This window comes from Salmonella sp. A29-2, assembly GCF_020150755.1.
Taxonomy (GTDB): Bacteria; Pseudomonadota; Gammaproteobacteria; order Enterobacterales; family Enterobacteriaceae; genus Salmonella; species Salmonella enterica.
The window spans coordinates 606,947-627,677 of record NZ_CP083731.1 but is presented as its reverse complement, the minus strand read 5'-3'; the positions used below and the strand labels follow the sequence as shown (position 1 = coordinate 627,677).

At 54.1% G+C, this 20,731-nt stretch carries 23 protein-coding genes; 15 read left to right on the top strand and 8 right to left on the bottom strand.

The window, feature by feature from the left end:
* Window positions 1-29: 29 nt before the first annotated feature.
* From garK to garL, 3 genes are all read right to left on the bottom strand, one after another.
* Window positions 30-1,175 carry a glycerate 2-kinase gene (gene garK / locus K8W53_RS03060; protein ID WP_001650794.1) on the bottom strand — a complete coding sequence of 382 codons (1,146 nt, stop codon included), beginning with the start codon at window positions 1,173-1,175 and terminating at the stop codon, window positions 30-32.
* Window positions 1,176-1,272: 97 nt separating this feature from the next.
* Entirely contained in the window at window positions 1,273-2,163 is an 891-nt protein-coding gene (gene garR, locus K8W53_RS03055) for a 2-hydroxy-3-oxopropionate reductase (RefSeq protein ID WP_000178106.1), read from the bottom strand.
* Between the two features lie 25 nt (window positions 2,164-2,188).
* Window positions 2,189-2,959: a 2-dehydro-3-deoxyglucarate aldolase gene (gene garL / locus K8W53_RS03050; protein WP_001057715.1), complete on the bottom strand. Its 771-nt coding sequence runs from the start codon at window positions 2,957-2,959 to the stop codon at window positions 2,189-2,191.
* A gap of 529 nt (window positions 2,960-3,488) precedes the next feature.
* Between garL and garD the strand changes: the two genes are divergently transcribed.
* The 8 genes from garD (at window position 3,489) to K8W53_RS03010 (ending at window position 11,705) form a co-directional block, all read left to right on the top strand.
* Window positions 3,489-5,060, top strand: a complete 1,572-nt coding sequence (garD, locus tag K8W53_RS03045) for a galactarate dehydratase (protein WP_023224900.1) — start codon at window positions 3,489-3,491, stop codon at window positions 5,058-5,060.
* Window positions 5,061-5,317: 257 nt separating this feature from the next.
* Window positions 5,318-6,172, top strand: a complete 855-nt coding sequence (locus K8W53_RS03040) for a tagatose bisphosphate family class II aldolase (RefSeq protein ID WP_023224901.1) — start codon at window positions 5,318-5,320, stop codon at window positions 6,170-6,172.
* Window positions 6,173-6,291: 119 nt separating this feature from the next.
* Window positions 6,292-7,563: a tagatose-bisphosphate aldolase subunit GatZ gene (gene gatZ / locus K8W53_RS03035; protein WP_023181568.1), complete on the top strand. Its 1,272-nt coding sequence runs from the start codon at window positions 6,292-6,294 to the stop codon at window positions 7,561-7,563.
* Between the two features lie 14 nt (window positions 7,564-7,577).
* Complete coding sequence (gene gatA / locus K8W53_RS03030) at window positions 7,578-8,042, top strand: PTS galactitol transporter subunit IIA (RefSeq protein ID WP_000080445.1); 465 nt, start codon at window positions 7,578-7,580, stop codon at window positions 8,040-8,042.
* 30 nt (window positions 8,043-8,072) lie between these two features.
* Entirely contained in the window at window positions 8,073-8,357 is a 285-nt protein-coding gene (gene gatB, locus K8W53_RS03025) for a PTS galactitol transporter subunit IIB (RefSeq protein WP_000824293.1), read from the top strand.
* 3 nt (window positions 8,358-8,360) lie between these two features.
* A complete protein-coding gene (locus K8W53_RS03020; protein WP_000490601.1) occupies window positions 8,361-9,734 on the top strand; it encodes a galactitol-specific PTS transporter subunit IIC in 1,374 nt (457 codons plus the stop codon).
* A 43-nt stretch (window positions 9,735-9,777) separates the two neighbouring features.
* A complete protein-coding gene (gatD, locus tag K8W53_RS03015) occupies window positions 9,778-10,821 on the top strand; it encodes a galactitol-1-phosphate 5-dehydrogenase (RefSeq protein WP_000844174.1) in 1,044 nt (347 codons plus the stop codon).
* 110 nt (window positions 10,822-10,931) lie between these two features.
* The gene (locus tag K8W53_RS03010) at window positions 10,932-11,705 is read left to right on the top strand and encodes a DeoR/GlpR family DNA-binding transcription regulator (RefSeq protein ID WP_001083898.1); all 774 of its coding nucleotides are present in this window, start codon (window positions 10,932-10,934) and stop codon (window positions 11,703-11,705) included.
* A 157-nt stretch (window positions 11,706-11,862) separates the two neighbouring features.
* Here the strand turns inward: K8W53_RS03010 and rsmI are convergent, their stop codons facing one another.
* Complete coding sequence (gene rsmI, locus K8W53_RS03005; RefSeq protein ID WP_023224902.1) at window positions 11,863-12,726, bottom strand: 16S rRNA (cytidine(1402)-2'-O)-methyltransferase; 864 nt, start codon at window positions 12,724-12,726, stop codon at window positions 11,863-11,865.
* Window positions 12,727-12,789: 63 nt separating this feature from the next.
* On the opposite strand from rsmI, the gene K8W53_RS03000 reads away from it, so the two are divergent.
* Genes K8W53_RS03000 through dolP form a run of 4 tightly spaced genes read left to right on the top strand, consistent with a single transcriptional unit; the run spans window position 12,790 to window position 16,382 of the window.
* Window positions 12,790-14,832 (top strand): penicillin-binding protein activator, encoded by a 2,043-nt coding sequence (locus K8W53_RS03000; RefSeq protein ID WP_052939307.1) that lies wholly within the window; start codon window positions 12,790-12,792, stop codon window positions 14,830-14,832.
* Complete coding sequence (locus K8W53_RS02995) at window positions 14,790-15,185, top strand: YraN family protein (RefSeq protein ID WP_000057285.1); 396 nt, start codon at window positions 14,790-14,792, stop codon at window positions 15,183-15,185. Before K8W53_RS03000 ends, K8W53_RS02995 begins: the two co-directional genes overlap by 43 nt.
* Before the next feature lie 21 nt (window positions 15,186-15,206).
* The gene (diaA, locus tag K8W53_RS02990) at window positions 15,207-15,797 is read left to right on the top strand and encodes a DnaA initiator-associating protein DiaA (protein WP_000893481.1); all 591 of its coding nucleotides are present in this window, start codon (window positions 15,207-15,209) and stop codon (window positions 15,795-15,797) included.
* A gap of 9 nt (window positions 15,798-15,806) precedes the next feature.
* Window positions 15,807-16,382: a division/outer membrane stress-associated lipid-binding lipoprotein gene (gene dolP / locus K8W53_RS02985; RefSeq protein WP_000643280.1), complete on the top strand. Its 576-nt coding sequence runs from the start codon at window positions 15,807-15,809 to the stop codon at window positions 16,380-16,382.
* 66 nt (window positions 16,383-16,448) lie between these two features.
* Here dolP and K8W53_RS02980 read toward each other — a convergent pair whose 3' ends face one another.
* Window positions 16,449-17,084, bottom strand: a complete 636-nt coding sequence (locus K8W53_RS02980) for an NAD(P)H-binding protein (RefSeq protein ID WP_001517952.1) — start codon at window positions 17,082-17,084, stop codon at window positions 16,449-16,451.
* A gap of 130 nt (window positions 17,085-17,214) precedes the next feature.
* On the opposite strand from K8W53_RS02980, the gene yhbO reads away from it, so the two are divergent.
* Window positions 17,215-17,733, top strand: coding sequence for a protein/nucleic acid deglycase (yhbO, locus tag K8W53_RS02975; RefSeq protein WP_000037599.1), 519 nt, complete (start codon window positions 17,215-17,217; stop codon window positions 17,731-17,733).
* Here yhbO and K8W53_RS02970 read toward each other — a convergent pair.
* Window positions 17,713-18,156 carry a YhbP family protein gene (locus K8W53_RS02970; RefSeq protein WP_000380404.1) on the bottom strand — a complete coding sequence of 148 codons (444 nt, stop codon included), beginning with the start codon at window positions 18,154-18,156 and terminating at the stop codon, window positions 17,713-17,715. The genes yhbO and K8W53_RS02970 overlap by 21 nt on opposite strands.
* 37 nt (window positions 18,157-18,193) lie before the next feature.
* Between K8W53_RS02970 and K8W53_RS02965 the strand changes: the two genes are divergently transcribed.
* Window positions 18,194-18,511, top strand: coding sequence for a GIY-YIG nuclease family protein (locus K8W53_RS02965; protein ID WP_000928379.1), 318 nt, complete (start codon window positions 18,194-18,196; stop codon window positions 18,509-18,511).
* Here K8W53_RS02965 and K8W53_RS02960 read toward each other — a convergent pair.
* Both K8W53_RS02960 and ubiT read right to left on the bottom strand, forming a co-directional pair.
* Window positions 18,498-19,001: a GNAT family N-acetyltransferase gene (locus K8W53_RS02960; RefSeq protein WP_000908562.1), complete on the bottom strand. Its 504-nt coding sequence runs from the start codon at window positions 18,999-19,001 to the stop codon at window positions 18,498-18,500. The two genes, K8W53_RS02965 and K8W53_RS02960, sit on opposite strands and share 14 nt — an antisense overlap.
* On the bottom strand, window positions 18,995-19,519 hold the full coding sequence (gene ubiT, locus K8W53_RS02955) for a ubiquinone anaerobic biosynthesis accessory factor UbiT (RefSeq protein ID WP_000884721.1): 525 nt from the start codon (window positions 19,517-19,519) through the stop codon (window positions 18,995-18,997). Before ubiT ends, K8W53_RS02960 begins: the two co-directional genes overlap by 7 nt.
* Before the next feature lie 216 nt (window positions 19,520-19,735).
* On the opposite strand from ubiT, the gene ubiU reads away from it, so the two are divergent.
* Window positions 19,736-20,731 (top strand): ubiquinone anaerobic biosynthesis protein UbiU, encoded by a 996-nt coding sequence (gene ubiU, locus K8W53_RS02950; protein WP_000421309.1) that lies wholly within the window; start codon window positions 19,736-19,738, stop codon window positions 20,729-20,731.

The following is a 20,731-nucleotide window of genomic DNA, read 5'->3' as shown; positions in this document are numbered from 1 at the left end:
GCGCAGTATAGAGGGTTCGCGCGACTTTGTCACCCTGCGCTGCGCATTCCTATCGCCAGAGCGGCAGCAACATTTCTGGATGCCCGATAAATATTGTCAAAAGCGCCCCGAAAAGCCTCCTCCAGCGTCACGATGCGCGTGAGTACGCTAAAGACAGCGTCGATGCCATAGTGATGCACTATCCCTACATCGTGCGTCAGGCTGCCGGCAATGCCAATCACTGGCTTATGATATTTTTTCGCCACATTCGCGACGCCAATCGGCACTTTACCGCGAATACTTTGGCTATCAATCCGCCCTTCTCCCGTCACCACCAGCGTACAGTCGTGGATATGCTCCTCCAGGTTCAGTGCCGCCGTGACAATTTCGATCCCGCTGCGTAATTCCGCACCGAGAAAAGCCATTAACGCCGCCCCCATACCGCCAGCCGCGCCTGCGCCGGGCGCCGCCTTTACGTCGACATCCAGCGATTTTTTTATGATGTCGGCATAGTGAGCAAGATTTCTGTCCAGCTCAACAATGTTCTCTTCGGTCGCGCCTTTCTGCGGCCCAAAAATTCGTGATGCGCCGTTGTCGCCGATCAGAGGATTAGAGACATCGCAAGCGACACGAATAGCGCAGAGTTTTAAACGGGGATCGAGCTCTGAAATATCAATGTCGCTTAGACAATGAAGGCTTCCGCCACCGTAACCGATATCCGCGCCGTTTGCATCGCGCAGTTTTGCGCCTAACGCCTGCATCATCCCTGCGCCGCCGTCATTTGTCGCGCTACCGCCAATGCCGATAATGATATTGCTTGCGCCGCTTTCCAGCGCCTGCAATATCAGCTCCCCCGTTCCCCGCGAGGTAGTAATCAAAGGGTTGCGTTTTTCTGGCGGAACCAGCGCCAGTCCGCTGGCCGCCGCCATTTCAATAAACGCGGTTTTACCATCCCCGGACATTCCCCAGCAGGCTTTCACTTTTTCACCCAACGGCCCGGTCACCCATGCGGCGCGTTCAACGCCCTGCGTCGCGGCAATCATGGCTTCGACCGTTCCTTCGCCGCCATCGGCAACCGGAACAGAGACATATTGCGCATCGGGGAAAATTTCCCGAAATCCTTTTTCTATCGCCTGCGCTACCTCGGCGGCAGAAAGGCTTTCTTTGTAGGAGTCGGGGGCAATTACGATTTTCATAGTGGTAGCCTGTTACTGCACAACGCCGGATGGCGTTTCACTTATCCAGCCTGAAATTCAGGCCCGGATCGCTACACGCCATCCGGGCACAACGTCGTTAGCGAGTGACTTCCACTTTCGCCAGTTTTTCGTAGTAGCACGCCAGCGCGCTATGGTCGTCATTACCGTGTCCATCCGCGCGTAACGCCTGCATCATTTCCATAACGGCGGCGGTCAGCGGGAGCTGCGCGCCAACGCCGTGGGAGGTATCCAGCGCATTCGCCAGATCTTTAATGTGCAGATCGATACGGAAACCTGGTTTAAAGTTTCGGTCCATGACCATCGGCGCTTTCGCATCCAGTACCGTACTGCCAGCCAGACCGCCGCGAATCGCCTGATAGACCAGATCCGGGTTAACGCCCGCTTTAGTCGCCAGCGTCAGCGCTTCAGACATGGCGGCGATATTCAACGCCACGATCACCTGGTTAGCCAGTTTTGTGACGTTGCCTGCGCCGATATCGCCGGTATGCACCACGGAACCCGCCATCGCTTTCATCAGGTCGTAGTACTTGTCGAAAATGGCTTTATCGCCCCCCACCATCACCGACAGCGTGCCATCAATAGCCTTCGGCTCGCCGCCGCTGACCGGCGCATCCAACATCTCAACGCCCTTCGCCTTCAGCGCATCGCTGATTTCACGGCTTGCCAGCGGCGCGATAGAACTCATATCAATCAATACGGTTCCCGGCTTCGCGCCTTCGATGATACCGTTCTCGCCCAGCGCAACCTCTTTCACATGCGGAGAGTTAGGCAGCATCGTGATGATGACGTCACACTGTTCAGCGATCGCCTTCGCCGTAGAGGCCGTTTCCGCGCCTGCGGCAATGACGTCAGCAATCGCTTCAGGATTACGATCGGACACCACCAGCGAATACCCTGCTTTCAGTAAGTTTTTGCTCATGGGCTTACCCATGATGCCTAAGCCAATAAAGCCAACTTTCATCGTCATAGCGTTCTCTCTTTCCATACCAGGATTATTTTTTAAAGGTGTCGGCAAGCTTCTGCGTGCTGGCGCGGAATGCGCCTAAATCGCTGCCAACGGCGACAAAGGTCGCGCCCCATTCCAGATAACGGCGGGCATCCGCCTCTACCGGCGCCAGAATGCCGCACGGTTTACCGTGCGCTTTAGCGCGGGCGAAAATATGTTGAATCGTCTGCTGCACGTCAGGGTGAGAAGCATTGCCGAGATGACCCAGCGCGGCGGCCAAATCGCTTGGGCCGACAAAAATGCCATCAACGCCTTCCGTTGCGGCGATGGCATCAACATTGTCGACACCCAACTGGCTTTCGATTTGAACAATAATGGTGATGTTTTTGTTCGACTGCGCAAAGTAATCAGGCACCGTACCGAACATATTCGCGCGGTGAGAAACGGAGACGCCGCGAATGCCTTCCGGCGGGTAACGCGTCGAGGCGACGGCGCGAGCCGCTTCCTCTTGCGTTTCAACAAAGGGGATCAGGAAGTTATAAAACCCAATATCCAGCATCCGTTTGATAATGACCGGTTCATTGGTTGGCACACGTACCACAGGCGCGCTGGCGCTGCCTTTCAATGCCATTAGCTGCGGAATTAAGGTGGTCACATCGTTCGGCGCATGTTCGCCATCCAGCACCAGCCAGTCAAATCCCGCCAGACCGAGAACTTCGGTGGTGATTGGGCTTGCCAGTGCAGACCAGCAGCCAATCTGCACCTGTTGCGCCGCCAGCGCCGCTTTAAACTTATTCGGGAAAATAGCGTTATTCATCGCTTATACCTTCGCTTATTTCTTTAATTCTCTACATGTGATGCCGCCACCATAACTTATAGCAACGACAATAAAATGCTTATCTGAAATCAGAATGGGTCTCCGCATTCTATTTCTAATGTGGTACACATCCTGTAGCACAATATACCGTTCTGATATCTTTATCGTCTTTTATTATTATCATGGTATTTTCAAATAACTCGTCAGATACACTGAATTCGCCATTCAGTATAAACAGCCTATGTCGGATAATCATTGTGCAAACGCTCATTAAAAAGGAATTATTTAACGCTTATTTTTGAGCATACGCCCATGATACTGGGCGCTAATGCACACATTTACGCTTTACTCGGCCTACATAAAAAATTTCATAATTTGCGGTGATCTGGATCACATTCTTATATTTATACTCCTGTCATTCTTATTTCATTATGCATGAACTTTATTTCTTATATTGAGATTTAACGATTTAACCATAACCAAAATAGATAATCCTATTTCTATCATCCAGGCTGGAGAATGTTGAACAATGGCCAATATCGAAATTCGCCAGGAATCGCCATCGGCGTTTTATATAAAAGTACATGAAACCGATAATGTCGCAATTATTGTTAATGACCACGGTCTTAAAGCCGGAACACGTTTTCCGGATGGCCTGGAACTGACTGAACATATTCCGCAAGGCCATAAAGTCGCTCTGACGAATATCCCCGCTCACGGCGAAATCATCCGTTATGGCGAAGTCATCGGTTATGCGGTACGCGACATCCCGCGCGGAAGCTGGATCGACGAGTCGCTGGTTGAACTGCCAAAAGCGCCGCCGCTGAATACGCTACCGCTGGCGACCAAAGTACCGGAACCGCTGCCGCCGCTGGAAGGCTATACGTTTGAGGGCTATCGTAACGCCGATGGCAGCGTCGGCACCAAAAATCTGCTTGGCATTACCACCAGCGTGCACTGTGTGGCGGGCGTGGTCGATTATGTGGTGAAAGTAATTGAGCGCGATCTCCTGCCCAAATACCCGAATGTCGATGGCGTTGTAGGGCTAAACCATCTGTACGGCTGCGGCGTGGCAATCAACGCGCCGGCGGCGGTCGTGCCGATTCGCACGATTCATAATATCGCACTCAACCCCAATTTTGGCGGCGAAGTGATGGTGATTGGCCTCGGTTGCGAAAAACTGCAGCCGGAACGACTGCTGGAAGGCACCGAGGATGTCCCCGCCATCGCCGTTGAAAGCGCCAGTATTGTGCGTTTACAGGACGAGCAGCATGTCGGCTTTAAATCAATGGTCAACGATATTTTGCAGGTCGCCGAACGCCATCTGACGAAACTGAACCAGCGCCAGCGCGAAACCTGCCCGGCCTCCGAGCTGGTCGTCGGGATGCAGTGTGGCGGCAGCGATGCGTTTTCCGGCGTCACGGCAAACCCGGCGGTGGGTTATGCTTCCGATCTGCTGGTACGCTGCGGCGCGACCGTCATGTTCTCGGAGGTCACCGAAGTGCGCGATGCCATTCATCTTCTGACGCCGCGCGCCATCAACGAAGCCGTGGGTAAACGCCTGCTGGATGAAATGGCCTGGTACGATAACTACCTTGATATGGGGAAAACCGATCGCAGCGCTAACCCGTCCCCTGGCAACAAAAAAGGCGGCCTGGCGAACGTCGTGGAAAAAGCGTTGGGCTCTATCGCTAAATCGGGTAAGAGCGCCATTGTCGAAGTATTGTCGCCGGGCCAGCGCCCCACCAAACGCGGCCTGATTTACGCCGCGACGCCCGCCAGCGATTTCGTCTGCGGCACGCAGCAGGTCGCTTCCGGCATTACCGTACAGGTCTTTACCACCGGACGCGGCACGCCGTACGGGCTGATGGCGGTGCCGGTCATTAAAATGGCGACGCGTACCGAGCTGGCGAACCGCTGGTATGACTTAATGGATATCAATGCAGGCACCATCGCCACGGGTGAAGAGACAATCGAAGATGTGGGCTGGAAGCTATTTCACTTTATTCTCGATGTCGCCAGCGGCCGGAAAAAGACTTTCTCAGATCAATGGGGATTGCATAACCAGCTGGCAGTGTTTAACCCGGCACCTGTGACCTGATCCAGTCAGTACCCTTCTCCGACCAGGGTATAACCGCATAATCTGTAGACCGGGTAAGCGCCAGCGCTACCCGGTATTTTTTCGCCCTTAGTCTGTAGCGTGAAGTATGTCTGCCCGACATGCTTTTTTTATGCCCGACTTTCGATAACTTCCATTTTATTTCGAAACTTTCATTTATCAGATCAAAATCACAAAAAAACATTCCGAAAGCCTATAAATTCTTTCACAGAAAACAAACGAAAGATTTCGGAGGAAGGATGTTTATCATTTCAGGCAGAACAATGCTAAAGAAGGCGCAGCAGGAAGGTTATGCTGTGCCGGCGTTTAACATCCACAACCTGGAGACATTGCAAGTGGTGGTGGAAACCGCCGCAGAATTGCGCTCTCCGCTGATTGTCGCCGGTACGCCAGGCACCTTTAGCTACGCAGGCGTCGGTAATATCGTGGCTATCGCCGCAGAACTGGCGAAAAGCTGGAATCATCCTCTCGCGGTACATCTCGATCATCATGAAAAACTGGCCGACATCAAAATGAAAGTCGCCGCCGGGGTACGCTCGGTCATGATCGACGGGTCGCATTTCCCCTTTGCCGACAATATTGCGCTGGTGAAAAGCGTGGTTGATTACTGTCATCGCTACGATGTCAGCGTTGAAGCTGAACTTGGGCGTCTCGGCGGGCAGGAAGACGATCTTATCGTTGACGGTAAAGATGCGCTTTATACCCATCCGGAACAGGCCCAGGAATTTGTAGAAAAAACGGGTATCGACTCGTTAGCCATTGCTATCGGCACCGCTCACGGCCTCTACACCGCTGAACCAAAACTTGATTTTGAACGACTGACGGAAATTCGTCAGCGGGTTGATGTCCCCTTAGTCCTTCACGGCGCCTCTGGCCTGCCGACCCGCGATATTACCCGCGCTATTTCGCTGGGCATCTGCAAAGTTAACGTCGCGACCGAGCTTAAAATCGCCTTTTCCGGCGCGCTTAAAAACTATTTAACGCAACACGCAGAGGCCAGCGATCCCCGCCATTACATGATCCCGGCGAAAGCGGCCATGAAAGAGGTTGTACGTAAAGTGATTGCCGACTGCGGTTGTGAAGGGAAGCTCTAAAGCCCCCGGATTTAGCACGGCAAAGGGCGTTTTCATAGCTGGATCACGAAAGCCATTATTATCCTTTGCCTTCAAACCAAAAATATTATGAAGATAAACAAAAGATATCGGAGCCAGAAGTGAAAGAAATAATTTCTCGTCACAAAGCAGGGGAACAGATAGGGATCTGTTCCGTATGTTCAGCACACCCGCTGGTGATTGAATCCGCATTACGTTTTGATCTGAATAGCGGGAACAAAGTTCTGATCGAAGCGACCTCTAACCAGGTTAATCAGTTTGGCGGTTATACCGGCATGAAACCGGCTGACTTTCGTGATTTTGTCTATGGCATCGCCCAGGAAGTGGGTTTTCCACGCGAACGGCTTATTTTAGGCGGCGATCACCTGGGACCTAACTGCTGGCAAAACGAACCTGCGGATACGGCGATGGAAAAATCCGTCGAACTCATTAAGGCTTACGTCGCTGCCGGGTTTAGCAAAATCCATCTTGATGCCTCTATGTCCTGCGCTGACGACCCGACGCCGCTGGACCCAATGGTTGTCGCTAAACGCGCCGCCCTGCTTTGCCAGGCAGCGGAAACGACGGCGACCAACGAACAAAAACGCCATTTAACTTATGTTATCGGCACTGAAGTTCCGGTTCCGGGCGGGGAAGCCAGCGCCATTAACGCCGTGCATGTTACCCGCGAACAGGATGCGGCCCGCACGCTGCAAACGCATCAGGCTGCTTTTCGCGCCCTGGGGCTGGATGAGGCATTAAACCGGGTTATCGCGATTGTCGTACAGCCGGGCGTAGAATTCGACCATACACAGATTATCCACTATCAACCGCAGGCCGCTAAAGCGCTTTCCGACTGGATAAAAGAAACGCCGATGGTCTATGAAGCGCATTCGACTGATTATCAGACGCGACAGGCCTACCGTGCGCTGGTACGCGATCATTACGCCATTCTGAAGGTCGGCCCGGCGCTCACTTTCGCGCTGCGCGAAGCCATTTTCGCACTTGCGCAAATGGAAAACGAGCTGATCTCCCCGGAACAACGTAGTCGGGTACTGGAGGTCATTGATGAAGTTATGCTAAACGAACCGGGCTACTGGAAAAAATACTACCGTCCAACCTGGAGCCAGGCGATGGTCGACATCCACTTTAGTTTGTCTGACCGTATTCGCTATTACTGGCCGCACCCGCGTATTCGTCAAAGCGTAGAGAAGTTAATCGCCAATCTGAATAACGTCACATTGCCGCTGGGATTAATTAGCCAGTTTATGCCCGTACAGTTTGAACGTCTGTCTGAGGGCGTGCTCACCCCCACGCCGCATAACCTGATTATTGACAAAATTCAGGATGTTCTGCGCGCTTATCGCTTCGGTTGCACGCCGGATGTCGCCTGAATAATGGAGAATTTATGAGCCAACTATTTGTCCGAACCGGAATCACATTCGACTCGAGCCAACAGGCGCTGGCGCACATTGGCAAAGAGATGCTGGCGAAAGGCGTGGTACATGATAGTTATCCGCAGGCGCTGGTGGAACGTGAAGCGTCTTTTCCTACCGGCATTGCGCTGGAGCGTCACGCCGTCGCTATCCCTCATTGCGAGGCGGTTCATGCGAAATCACCCGCTATCTATCTGATTCGTCCAGATAAGCCGGTCATGTTTCAACAGGCGGATGATGACGAAGAGATTGCCGTTTCGTTAATCATCGCCTTAATCGTTGAAAACCCGGCGGCACAGCTAAAACTTCTGCGCCGCCTGTTTAGTGAGCTACAGAACCCAAGCACCCTCGATGCCCTGTTAAGCGCGCCGGATGCCGAACTGGCGATACGCTTTCAGGAAACCATCCTTGAGCCTGAGCAGTGCGTCCAGGTTTGATAATAAATTGATAATAATGAGGAATACCCTATGAAACGTAAAGTAATTGTGGCCTGTGGCGGTGCGGTTGCAACCTCAACGATGGCTGCGGAAGAAATTAAAGAGCTATGTGATGCCAACCATATTGAGCTCGACTTAGTGCAATGCCGGGTCACCGAAATCGAAACCTATATGGACGGCGCCGATCTTATCTGTACCACTGCCAGGGTCGATCGCGCCTTTGGCGATATTCCCGTCGTTCACGGTATGCCTTTTGTTTCCGGCGTGGGTATTGAAGCATTACAGCAAAAAATTCTGTCCATTCTCATGGGGTAACGTATGTTTAGCGAAATAATGCGTTATATCCTCGACTTAGGCCCAACGGTGATGCTGCCTCTGGTGATCATCGTGTTCTCTAAACTGCTGGGAATGAAGCTTGGGGATTGTTTTAAATCGGGTTTGCATATTGGTATCGGCTTCGTGGGTATTGGTCTGGTCATCGGCCTGATGCTGGATTCTATCGGCCCCGCGGCGAAAGCCATGGCGGAACATTTCCAAATCAATCTCCACGTTATTGACGTCGGCTGGCCGGGTTCATCGCCCATGACCTGGGCGTCACAAATCGCGCTGGTCGCGATCCCTGTCGCCATCGGGGTTAACGTCCTGATGCTGGTGACCCGCATGACCCGCGTGGTGAATGTCGATATCTGGAATATCTGGCACATGACCTTCACGGGCGCCATGCTGCATCTGGCGACCGGTTCATACTGGCTGGGGATTCTGGGCGTTGTGGTTCATGCCGCCTTTGTCTACAAACTGGGGGACTGGTTTGCCAAAGATACCCGAGACTATTTTGGCCTGGAGGGGATTGCAATCCCACACGGCTCATCCGCGTACCTGGGCCCCGTGGCGGTGCTCGTTGATACCATTATCGAAAAAATTCCGGGTCTCAATCGTATTCACTTTAGCGCAGACGATGTCCAGAAACGCTTCGGACCGTTTGGCGAGCCGGTGACTGTCGGCTTCGTGATGGGGCTGGTGATTGGTGTACTGGCAGGCTACGACGCCAAAGCCGTTCTGCAACTGGCGGTCAAAACCGCAGCGGTGATGCTGCTTATGCCACGCGTCATTAAACCTATTATGGATGGCCTAACGCCTATCGCGAAACATGCGCGTAAACGTCTACAGGCCAAATTTGGCGGGCAGGAGTTCCTGATAGGCCTTGATCCAGCGCTACTGCTCGGTCATACCTCTGTTGTCTCCGCGAGCCTGATATTCATTCCGCTGACCATCCTGATTGCCGTCTTAGTACCGGGGAACCAGGTGCTGCCGTTCGGCGACCTCGCCACCATCGGTTTCTTTATTGCGATGGCGGTCGCGGTACACCAGGGCAACCTGTTCCGCACGCTGATTTCAGGTGTCATTATTATGGGTATCACCCTGTGGATAGCCACGCAGACGATTGGCCTGCATACCCAACTGGCTGCCAATGCCGGAGCGCTAAAAGCTGGCGGACAAGTCGCCTCGCTGGATCAGGGCGGTTCTCCCATCACCTGGCTGCTGATTCAACTTTTTACCTGGCAGAATATCGTCGGCTTCGCCGTCATTGCCATTATCTATCTGGCCGGCGTACTGCTGACCTGGCGTCGCGCCCGACAATTTGTCGCGGCTGAGAAAGCCACGGCGCTACAGCAAAGTCAAATCGCCTCTTAATTTTAGGGGAGCAATCGCTCCCCTCACCTTCCTGGAGAATGTTATGAAATCAGTGGTTATTCACGCTGAGGGAGACGTGCGCGTTGAAGAACGTCCCTTACCACAACTGCAAGCCGAGGACGATGTGTTGGTCAAAGTCGTTAGCTCAGGGCTTTGCGGGTCGGATATCCCGCGTATTTTCGCGCAGGGCGCCCATTATTATCCTATTACGTTAGGCCATGAATTCAGCGGCTACGTTGAATCCTACGGCACAGGCGTAACGGATATGCAGCCTGGCGATGCCGTCGCTTGTGTCCCGCTTCTTCCCTGCTTTCACTGTCCGCAATGCGAACGCGGTTACTTTTCTTTATGCAAACAGTATCAGTTTGTAGGATCGCGCAGCGAAGGCGGTAATGCGGAATATGTGGTGGTCAAACGGGCCAATCTTTTCCGCTTGCCGTCTGATATGCCGATTGAAGATGGCGCGTTTATCGAACCGATTACCGTGGGCTTACACGCCTTTCATCTGGCGCAGGGCTGCGAGGGGAAAAACGTAATTATCGTTGGTGCCGGGACAATTGGCCTGCTGGCCTTACAGTGCGCGCGGGAACTGGGCGCGCGAAGCGTAACGGCGATTGATATCAATCCGCAGAAACTGGAACTGGCGAAAGCGCTCGGCGCAACGCATACCTGTAATAGCCGGGAAATGACCGCCGACGACATCCAGACAGCGTTGTCCGACATTCAGTTTGATCAACTGGTTCTCGAAACGGCAGGAACTCCCCAGACCGTCTCGCTGGCTATCGATATCGCCGGGCCGCGCGCGCAACTGGCGCTGGTGGGGACGTTACATCACGATCTCACCCTGACAACGCGTACATTCGGGCTAATTTTGCGTAAAGAGCTCACGCTCCTCGGCAGTTGGATGAACTACTCCGCGCCATGGCCAGGAGAAGAATGGGAAACCGCAGCGCGCCTGTTGGCTGAAAAACGTCTTCAACTGACCCCTCTCATTGCCCATCGCGGCGATGCGGAAAGCTTTGCAGAAGCAGTCAAAGCGCTTAATGGCGCGCCCATGCAGGGCAAAATCCTACTTCAACTTTCCTGATGGTACGAGCCAGCAACCTGCGCTGGCTCACATTTCCTTTCGAAATTTAGCGTTCACCTTTCGCAATCCTTCGTTTAAACTAGTTACAGTTAATTATCAGGCAAATCAATATGAACTCATTTGAGCGAAGAAATAAAATTGTCGACCTGATTAATACGCAAGGCAGCGTGCTGGTGATGGACCTTTCAAATACCTTTGGTATTTCTGAAGTGACTATCCGTGCTGACCTGCGTCTGCTGGAAGAGAAAGGCCTTGTCACCCGTTTTCATGGCGGCGCGGCAAAACCGGGAAGTCATCTGGCGGAAGGCGACAATCAGGAAGTCATTCTGGAAGATCGGTATCAACTCGCCAGCGATCCGAAAAAGCGGATTGCCCAGGCGGCTGCGGCAATGGTTGAAGAAGGAATGACCATCATTCTGGATAGCGGGAGCACAACATTACTGATTGCGGAAGCGCTCGCGCGAAAAAGCAATATTACGGTGATCACTAACAGCTTGCCTGCCGCTTTTACGCTATCAGAAAATAAAGATCTCACGCTGGTGGTCTGCGGCGGTACGGTACGGCATAAAACCCACTCAATGCACGGCACGATTGCGGAACGCTCGCTACACGGCATCAGCGCCGATGTCATGTTTGTCGGGGCGGATGGCATTGATGCGACAAACGGTATTACCACGTTTAACGAAGGTTATTCCATTAGCGGCGTCATGGCGGCGGCGGCACACAAAGTTATCGCGGTACTGGACGCGACCAAATTTAACCGTCGCGGCTTTAACCAGGTATTGCCGATGGACAAGATCGACTGTGTGATAACCGATGACAGTATCAGCAAACAGGATAAAGCGGCATTAGCGAAAACAGGCGTGGAATTAATGATCGTCTAAAAAGGAGTCGGTTATGCGTTGCTGATCGCGAGAGTAAGCCCGAAGGAAAGGTCCGGCCCGCTATCACCGCCCAATGCCCCCATCACTTTACCCACATCAATCACCTGATTGAGTATTAACGCGATGGCGATAAAAGGCGGTTCCCGGGCGCTCGCTTTTATTCTTCCTGCTGCTCCAGCGCATACTTATACAGCGCATTTTTCTTCACGCCGTGAATTTCTGCTGCTAGCGCCGCCGCTTTTTTCAGCGGCAGTTCTGCCTGTAGCAGCGCCAGCGTGCGCAGCGCGTCGGCGGGCAGGTCGTCTTCTTGCGCTTTATGCCCTTCGACAATCAACACCATCTCGCCTTTACGGCGGTTTTCATCTTCTTTGACCCACGCCAGCAGCTCGCCGACCGGCGCGCCGTGAATGGTTTCCCAGGTTTTGGTCAGCTCACGCGCCAGCACCACGTAGCGGGATTCTCCCAATACCGCGACGATATCTTCCAGGCTATCTAACAGGCGGTGGGTTGACTCATAAAAAATCAGCGTTCGCGGTTCCGTTTCAATGGCTTTTAGCGCATCACGGCGGCCTTTGGATTTCGCCGGTAAAAAGCCTTCATAGCAGAAACGGTCAGATGGCAGGCCAGCGGCGCTCAGGGCGGCAATCGCCGCACATGGCCCTGGTAGCGGCACCACGCGAATCCCCGCTTCACGGCAGGTACGCACCAGGTGATAGCCGGGGTCATTAATTAGTGGCGTACCGGCGTCGGAAACCAGCGCAATGCTCTGCCCTTCTTTTAGCTTCGCGACCAGCGTTTCCGCTTTTTGTTGCTCGTTATGGTCGTGCAGCGCGAACAATCGGGCATTAATCCCAAAATGTTGCAGCAATAAACCGGTGTGACGAGTATCCTCGGCGGCAATCAGATCTACAGCCTGTAACACCTCCAACGCACGCTGGGTAATATCCGCCAGATTACCGATAGGAGTAGGTACAATAAAGAGTTGGCCCTGAGAATTATCCGCCGATTCGTTTTGTTTCATTGTGTCGTCCGTATTGCCGATTTAATATTGAGCATTGCGTAAAAAAATATCACTGGATACAGTATGGTACCCTCAACATTTTCTCGTTTGAACGCCGCACGCGCGCTGCCTGTCGTCCTGGCTGCGCTACTTTTCGCCGGGTGCGGCACCCAGGCGCCAGATCAAAGCGCAGCCTATATGCAGGGTTCAGCGCAAGCTGATTCCGCCTTTTACCTGCATCAGATGCAGCAAAGCGCAGATGATAGCAAGACCAACTGGCAATTACTCGCCATTCATGCACTGCTGAAAGAAGGAAAAAGCCAGCAGGCCGTCGAGTTGTTCAATCAACTCCCGCAAAATCTGAACGATACCCAGCGTCGCGAACAGTCTTTATTAGCGGTAGAAATCAAACTGGCGCAAAAAGATGTCGCAGGCGCGCAGGCCTTGCTGGATAAACTAAAACCCGCCGACTTTGCGCCACATCAGCAAGCGCGTTACTGGCAGGCGCAGATCGTTGCCAGCCAGGGACGCCCGTCGCTTACCCTGTTGCGGGCGTTAATCGCCCAGGAACCGCTACTGGCGGCGAAAGATAAACAAAAAAATATCGACGCCACCTGGCAGGCGCTCTCCGCCATGACGCCGGATCAGGCCAGGACGCTGGTTATCAACGCCGATGAAAATGTGCTTCAGGGCTGGCTGGATCTGCAACGCGTCTGGTTTGACAACCGCAACGATCCGGACATGCTGAAAGCCGGGATCGCCGACTGGCAAAAACGCTACCCGCAAAATCCGGGGGCGAAAATGCTGCCGACGCAGCTCGTCAATGTACAACGTTTTAAACCAGCTTCCACCAGCAAAATCGCTCTGCTGCTGCCGCTGAACGGTCAGGCTGCCGTGTTTGGCCGTACCATCCAGCAAGGTTTCGAAGCCGCGAAAAACCTCGGCACCCAGGCGGTAGAGATGCAGCCTGCCGCCGCGCCTGACGCGCCGGTCGAACCTGGCGTGGAGGAGACGCAGCCACAAATGACCAACGGCGTCGCCAGTCCGTCGCAGGCCTCGGTGAGCGATCTGACTGATGACGCTCCATCCCAGTCCGCTACGCCAGTCAGCGCGCCACAAACTCCCCCTGCTACAGCAAGCGCGCCGGCGGATCCCTCCGCTGAATTAAAAATCTACGATACCTCTTCCCAGCCGTTGGATCAGGTGCTTGCTCAGGTTCAGCAAGACGGCGCCAGTATCGTGGTCGGGCCGCTGTTGAAAAACAATGTGGAAGCGCTGATGAAAAGCAACACGCCGCTCAACGTGCTGGCGCTCAACCAGCCGGAAACGGTACGTAGCTTCCCTAATATCTGCTATTTCGCGCTCTCTCCAGAAGATGAAGCCCGTGACGCGGCGCATCATATTTATGACCAGGGCAAGCAGTCGCCGCTGCTGTTGATCCCACGCAGCACGCTTGGCGATCGCGTGGCGAACGCCTTCACCCAGGAGTGGCAAAAACTGGGCGGCGGCATCGTGTTACAGCAAAAATTCGGCTCCGTAGCCGAGCTGAAAATGGGCGTGAACGGCGGCGCGGGTATCGCGTTGACGGGCAGTCCGGTCGCCGCCAGCGTGCCTGCGCAACCGGGCGTCACCATTGGCGGTCTGACCATCCCTGCGCCGCCGACCGACGCGCAAATCACCGGCGGCGGACGCGTAGACGCAGTCTATATTCTGGCTACGCCGGAAGAGATTGGCTTTATCAAACCGATGATCGCCATGCGTAACGGCACCCAGAGCGGCGCGACGCTGTATGCCAGCTCCCGCAGCGCGCAAGGCACCTCCGGCCCCGACTTCCGTCTGGAAATGGAGGGTTTACAATACAGTGAAATTCCTATGCTGGCAGGCGGCAATATGCCGTTGATGCAGCAGGCGCTGAGCGCTGTACATAACGACTATTCTCTGGCGCGGATGTACGCCATGGGCGTGGATGCCTGGACGCTGGCGAACCACTTTTCGCAGATGCGTCAGGTGCAGGGGTTTGAGATCAATGGTAATACCGGCGCATTAACCGCCAGCCCGGATTGTGTGATTAACAGGAAGTTATCATGGCTCAAATACCAGCAAGGGGAGATTGTTCCCGCCAGCTAACGCGTAAACAGGCTGGCGACGCGTGGGAAGCTGCCGCGCGTCGCTGGCTGGAAAGCAAAGGACTGCGGTTTATCGCCGCCAACGTGCGCGAGCGCGGCGGCGAAATCGATCTGATCATGCGCGACGGAAAAACGACGGTTTTTGTTGAGGTCCGCTATCGGCGCTCCGGGCTTTATGGCGGCGCGGCGGCTAGTGTGACCCGCAGCAAGCAACACAAATTATTACATACTGCCCGCTTGTGGCTCGCCCGCCAGAATGGGAGTTTTGATACTGTGGATTGTCGGTTCGATGTGTTAGCCTTCACCGGAAATGAGATTGAGTGGTTTCGGGATGCGTTTAACGACCACTCATAATTGAAGATTTTAAGGATTAGCGTGCTCGAAAGAATCAAAGTTTGCTTTACAGAAAGCATTCAAACTCAAATTGCTGCGGCGGAAGCGCTTCCGGATGCCATTTCCCGCGCCGCCATGACGCTGGTTCATTCCCTGCTTAACGGCAACAAAATCCTCTGTTGTGGAAACGGGACGTCCGCGGCCAACGCACAGCATTTTGCTGCCAGCATGATTAACCGCTTTGAAACGGAGCGACCCAGTTTACCCGCCATTGCACTAAATACCGATAATGTGGTCTTAACTGCGATCGCTAACGATCGCCTGCACGATGAAGTTTATGCAAAACAAGTCCGGGCGCTGGGACATGCAGGCGATGTTTTATTGGCGATCTCTACGCGTGGTAATAGTCGCGATATCGTAAAAGCCGTTGAAGCAGCCGTCACACGTGACATGACCATTGTGGCGCTAACCGGGTATGACGGGGGTGAGCTGGCCGGACTATTAGGGCCGCAGGATGTCGAAATTCGTATCCCTTCACACCACAGCGCGCGCATTCAGGAAATGCATATGCTGACGGTAAACTGCCTGTGCGATTTGATCGATAACACGCTTTTTCCTCACCAGGATGATTAAGGAGTACACATGAAGGCATTTTCGCCGCTCGCAGTCCTTATTTCTGCGTTGCTATTGCAAGGTTGCGTCGCCGCCGCGGTAGTGGGTACGGCAGCCGTCGGCACCAAAGCCGCAACCGACCCGCGTAGCGTGGGCACCCAGGTGGATGACGGAACGCTGGAACTGCGTGTCAGCAGCGCGCTGTCGAAAGATGAGCAAATCAAAAAAGAGACGCGCATCAATGTCACGGCTTATCAGGGCAAAGTTTTGTTAGTGGGGCAGTCGCCAAACAGCGAACTCTCCGCACGCGCTAAACAGATAGCGATGGGCGTTGAAGGCACCACCGAGGTCTATAACGAGATTCGCCAGGGTCAGCCTATCGGCCTGGGGACCGCCTCTAACGATACCTGGATCACCACGAAAGTTCGCTCACAGCTACTGACCAGCGATCAGGTAAAATCGTCAAATGTGAAAGTCACCACCGAAAATGGCGAAGTGTTCCTGCTGGGCCTGGTGACTGAACGTGAAGGTAAAGCGGCAGCGGACATCGCCAGCCGGGTGAGCGGCGTGAAACGCGTGACCACCGCCTTTACGTATATTAAGTAACCGGTGTGCCGGGTGGCGATAAAAATGTGTAAACCGCGTCGCCATCCGGTAAATCATCCGGCTTCGCTACCCCGCTTTTTCCCGCAGTTGCGATGAGGTCAGAATCGTCACGCCTTCTTGTGCTGGCGCCAGCGCTTCCGCCAGCATGGCCCGCGCCACATCCCGCGCATCAATCGATTTCCAGTTTCCGGGCAGCAGCCGGAATAGCGGAGCGAAAAGCGTTTCATTCACCCGCCGCGTTGTTCTGTCGCCGAGCAGCATAGAAGGCCGGGCAATCGTCAAACGAGGCCAATTTTGCGCGATTAACGCCTCTTCCATTTCTCCTTTCACCCGATTGTAGAAAAACGGAGAGTGCGCGTTTGCTCCCATTGCGCTGACCACCAACATGTGCTGCGCGCCCAGTCGACGCCCGGTCAGCGCGGTATCAACCACCAGCGTATAATCCGCATGAATAAACGCCGCTTTACTTCCCGCTTCACGCCGGGTCGTGCCCAGGCAGCAAAAAACAATATCCACCGGGTCGGTCACCTGAGCTAACGCGTCGGTAAGCTGCGGATCGTGAGGGTTATAAACGCCGACAATATCCGTCAGCGGACGACGCGTCGGCGCGGCGATAGCGCTCACCTGCGGCGTGTTGATTAACATTCTCAGCAGATGTCCGCCGACCAGTCCGGTCGCGCCGGTAATCAGTACCTGACTCATCCTCGCTCCTTTACAGATTTGTCCACCTTGCACTCTCGGCCCTATCGACCAGGCTTAATAGTCTACGAGGTAAGTATCCATCATTGTGGAAAATTTGCCTTACCCGACGCCACCACTGCGGAGGAAACGCATGAGTAAGAAAATTGCCGTTTTGATTACCGATGAATTTGAAGATTCAGAATTTACTTCGCCGGCAGCAGAATTCCGTCAGGCCGGCCATGAGGTCATCACCATCGAAAAAGAGGCGGGTAAAACGGTGAAAGGAAAAAAAGGCGAGGCCAGCGTCACCATTGATAAGGCTATTGATGACGTTCGTCCCGACGAGTTCGACGCCTTGCTATTGCCGGGAGGCCATTCGCCGGACTACCTGCGCGGCGACAGCCGTTTCGTGGATTTTACCCGCGATTTCGTTAACAGCGGTAAACCGGTTTTTGCCATTTGCCACGGCCCACAGTTGTTGATCAGCGCCGATGTCATTCGTGGCCGCAAACTCACGGCGGTGAAACCGATTATTATCGATGTGAAGAATGCGGGCGCGGAATTTTACGATCAGGAAGTCGTCGTCGATAAAGATCAGCTGGTGACCAGCCGCACGCCTGACGACCTGCCGGCATTTAACCGCGAGGCGCTACGCCTGCTGGGCGCGTGAGTCACGTAACCAGTGCAGTTTTTTACCAAACCCCAGCGTGTTGTCGGTGAATTTAATTTCATCCAGCCGAATTTCCCATACCGGCGCTGGCAGCACCCTGGCGACCGGGAAGCGACGAAGGTAAGCTTTACGCGCGGCGTCGCTCTCCTGCCCCTCCAGACGGCGAATTTCCCCTTTAAACTGCACGCCGCGAATGCGCGCCACCGTTTTCGGCTGACCATTGACCGTTCCCGCAACTGGCGCGCACGCGCCGGACATTTGCGCATGGCGGGTTTTATCATCCGTTAACAGATACAGCGCGACGTTTTGCGCATCGAACAAATAAAACGCATTGGCGCACCACAGCTCTCCCTCATGGTGTACGCACCAGGTCACCACGTGTTGTTTCGCCAGCCAACGGCCAATAGCGGTAAGTGTGTCCATCTTTATTCTCGCTTATACTGGGAACCTGAAAATTATCATGCTGATGGCGACAATGACACCCTGGTATCTGTATCTGATTCGTACTGCAGACAATGCGCTTTACACCGGAATAACCACCGATGTGGCGCGTCGTTACAGGCAGCATCAAACGGGAAAAGGCGCAAAAGCATTACGGGGAAAAGGCGAGTTAACGCTGGCGTTTGCGGCGCAGGTCGGCGATCGCTCGCTGGCCCTGCGCATAGAGTATCGCATCAAACAGCTCACAAAGCGCCAGAAGGAGCGCCTTGTGACGGAACGCGAAGCGTTTGAGGCGCTGCTGTCCAGCCTGCAAACGCCGGTGCTTAAAAACGATTGAAGTGGTCGTGATACTCCACCAGCCCCGTCACGCCTTCCAGCGCATCCTCAGCCAAACGGTGTACCTGGAAAGCGCTTTCCGTACCGGGCCAACGGCAGTGAAGATCGTAATGCGCGGCCAGTTCAAAACCGAAGCGGCTATATAACGCCGGGTCGCCCAACGTCACGACCGCCGCGTAGCCGAACTCGTTGAGCGAATCCAGCCCTTCATACACTAACTGGCGCGCCAGCCCTTGCCCGCGATACTTTTCATCGACCGCCAGCGGCGCCATGCCGACCCACTGTAAATCTTCGCCCTGCACATCAACCGGGCTAAAGGCGACATAGCCCACCACCTGGCCTTCATCATCCGTGGCCACCAGTCCGAGCGTCAGAAAACCATCTTCACGCAAATCGTGAACCAGCTTCGCTTCCGCATCGCTTTCGAATGAACGGCGTAACAGCGCATCAATACCAGGCGCATCAATAGGAATTTCTACTCGAATTAGCATGGTTCACCTACCGAGGTCTGTTTGGTTTCCGGCGAGTTTTTCATACCCGCCTCAACAAAATCCGCCAGTTGCAGCAGCATAACGCGTAACGCTTTCGGCATCTGCTCCAGTTCGATGGCGTCCATCAGATTCTTCACATACAACCCTAACTCAGTATCGCCTTCAATGACCAGTCGACGCTGGAAAAAGAGCGTATCCGGATCCTGTTTACGGGCGGCGATCATTAGCAGATCGCTGGCGTCGGCGCTAAAACTGACGTCGGCATCCGCCTGCTGGCTAACGATCAGCTTTTCATTTTCAACCGTGGTATACCATTTTAAGTCGATGTCACGAACATGAATGCTTAACCAACGACCTTCGAGGAATTCCAGCTCTCCATCGGCCAGCGCCTGACGAAACTGCCAGCTCAGAACCTGTTCCAGAACCTGGCGCTTTAGCGCAAAGGGCGTCAGTTTAACCGGTACACTCATCAGAGACGGGCCAGCATGGACTAAGCGTGAACGCAGTTTATCTAACACGAGCTTTACTCCCTGTTTCAATAGTCCTGTTATTTTGCCATATCCAATAAATCACATGGCGGCGTAAATCAACAATTGGGTCTGATTTTCTACCCCATTATTGGTGTTACCAATACGCCTTTAACTGCCTTAAATCAAAAATTGTCGCAGCAAGGTTAACTAAAATCCCTGTTCGTTAACAATTTTGCGTCTCAGACGTAACCCTCAGGATAAATTATGGAGCTGCTCTGCCCTGCCGGAAATCTCCCGGCGCTGAAGGCGGCCATCGAAAACGGCGCTGACGCCGTTTATATCGGGTTAAAAGACGATACCAATGCCCGTCATTTTGCCGGCCTTAACTTTACCGAAAAAAAATTGCAGGAAGCGGTGAGTTTTGTTCACCAGCATCGCCGCAAATTACACATCGCCATTAATACTTTTGCGCATCCGGACGGCTATGCCCGCTGGCAGCGCGCCGTGGATATGGCGGCGCAGCTTGGCGCCGACGCGTTGATTCTCGCCGACCTCGCTATGCTGGAATATGCCGCAGAGCGTTACCCGCATATTGAGCGCCATGTTTCCGTTCAGGCCTCGGCAACCAACGAAGAGGCGATTCGCTTTTATCACCGCAACTTTGATGTCCACCGTGTAGTACTGCCGCGTGTACTGTCGATTCACCAGGTAAAACAACTGGCCCGCGTCACGCCGGTGCCGCTGGAGGTATTCGCGTTTGGCAGCCTGTGCATTATGGCGGAAGGTCGCTGCTATCTTTCTTCTTACCTGACGGGGGAGTCGCCCAATACCGTCGGCGCCTGCTCGCCCGCCCGCTTTGTCCGTTGGCAGCAAACGCCGCAGGGGCTGGAATCGCGCCTGAATGATGTCCTGATTGACCGTTACCAGGATGGCGAAAACGCGGGCTACCCAACGCTGTGTAAAGGCCGCTATTTAGTGGACGGCGAGCGCTATCACGCGCTGGAGGAGCCAACCAGCCTGAACACGCTGGAACTGCTGCCGGAGCTCATGGCGGCGAACATCGCTTCGGTGAAGATCGAAGGTCGCCAGCGCAGCCCGGCCTATGTCAGCCAGGTGGCGAAAGTGTGGCGCCAGGCGATCGATCGCTGCAAAGCCGCCCCGCAAAACTTCGTTCCACAGCGCGACTGGATGGAGACGCTCGGCGCGATGTCCGAAGGCACTCAAACCACGCTTGGCGCATATCACCGTAAATGGCAGTGA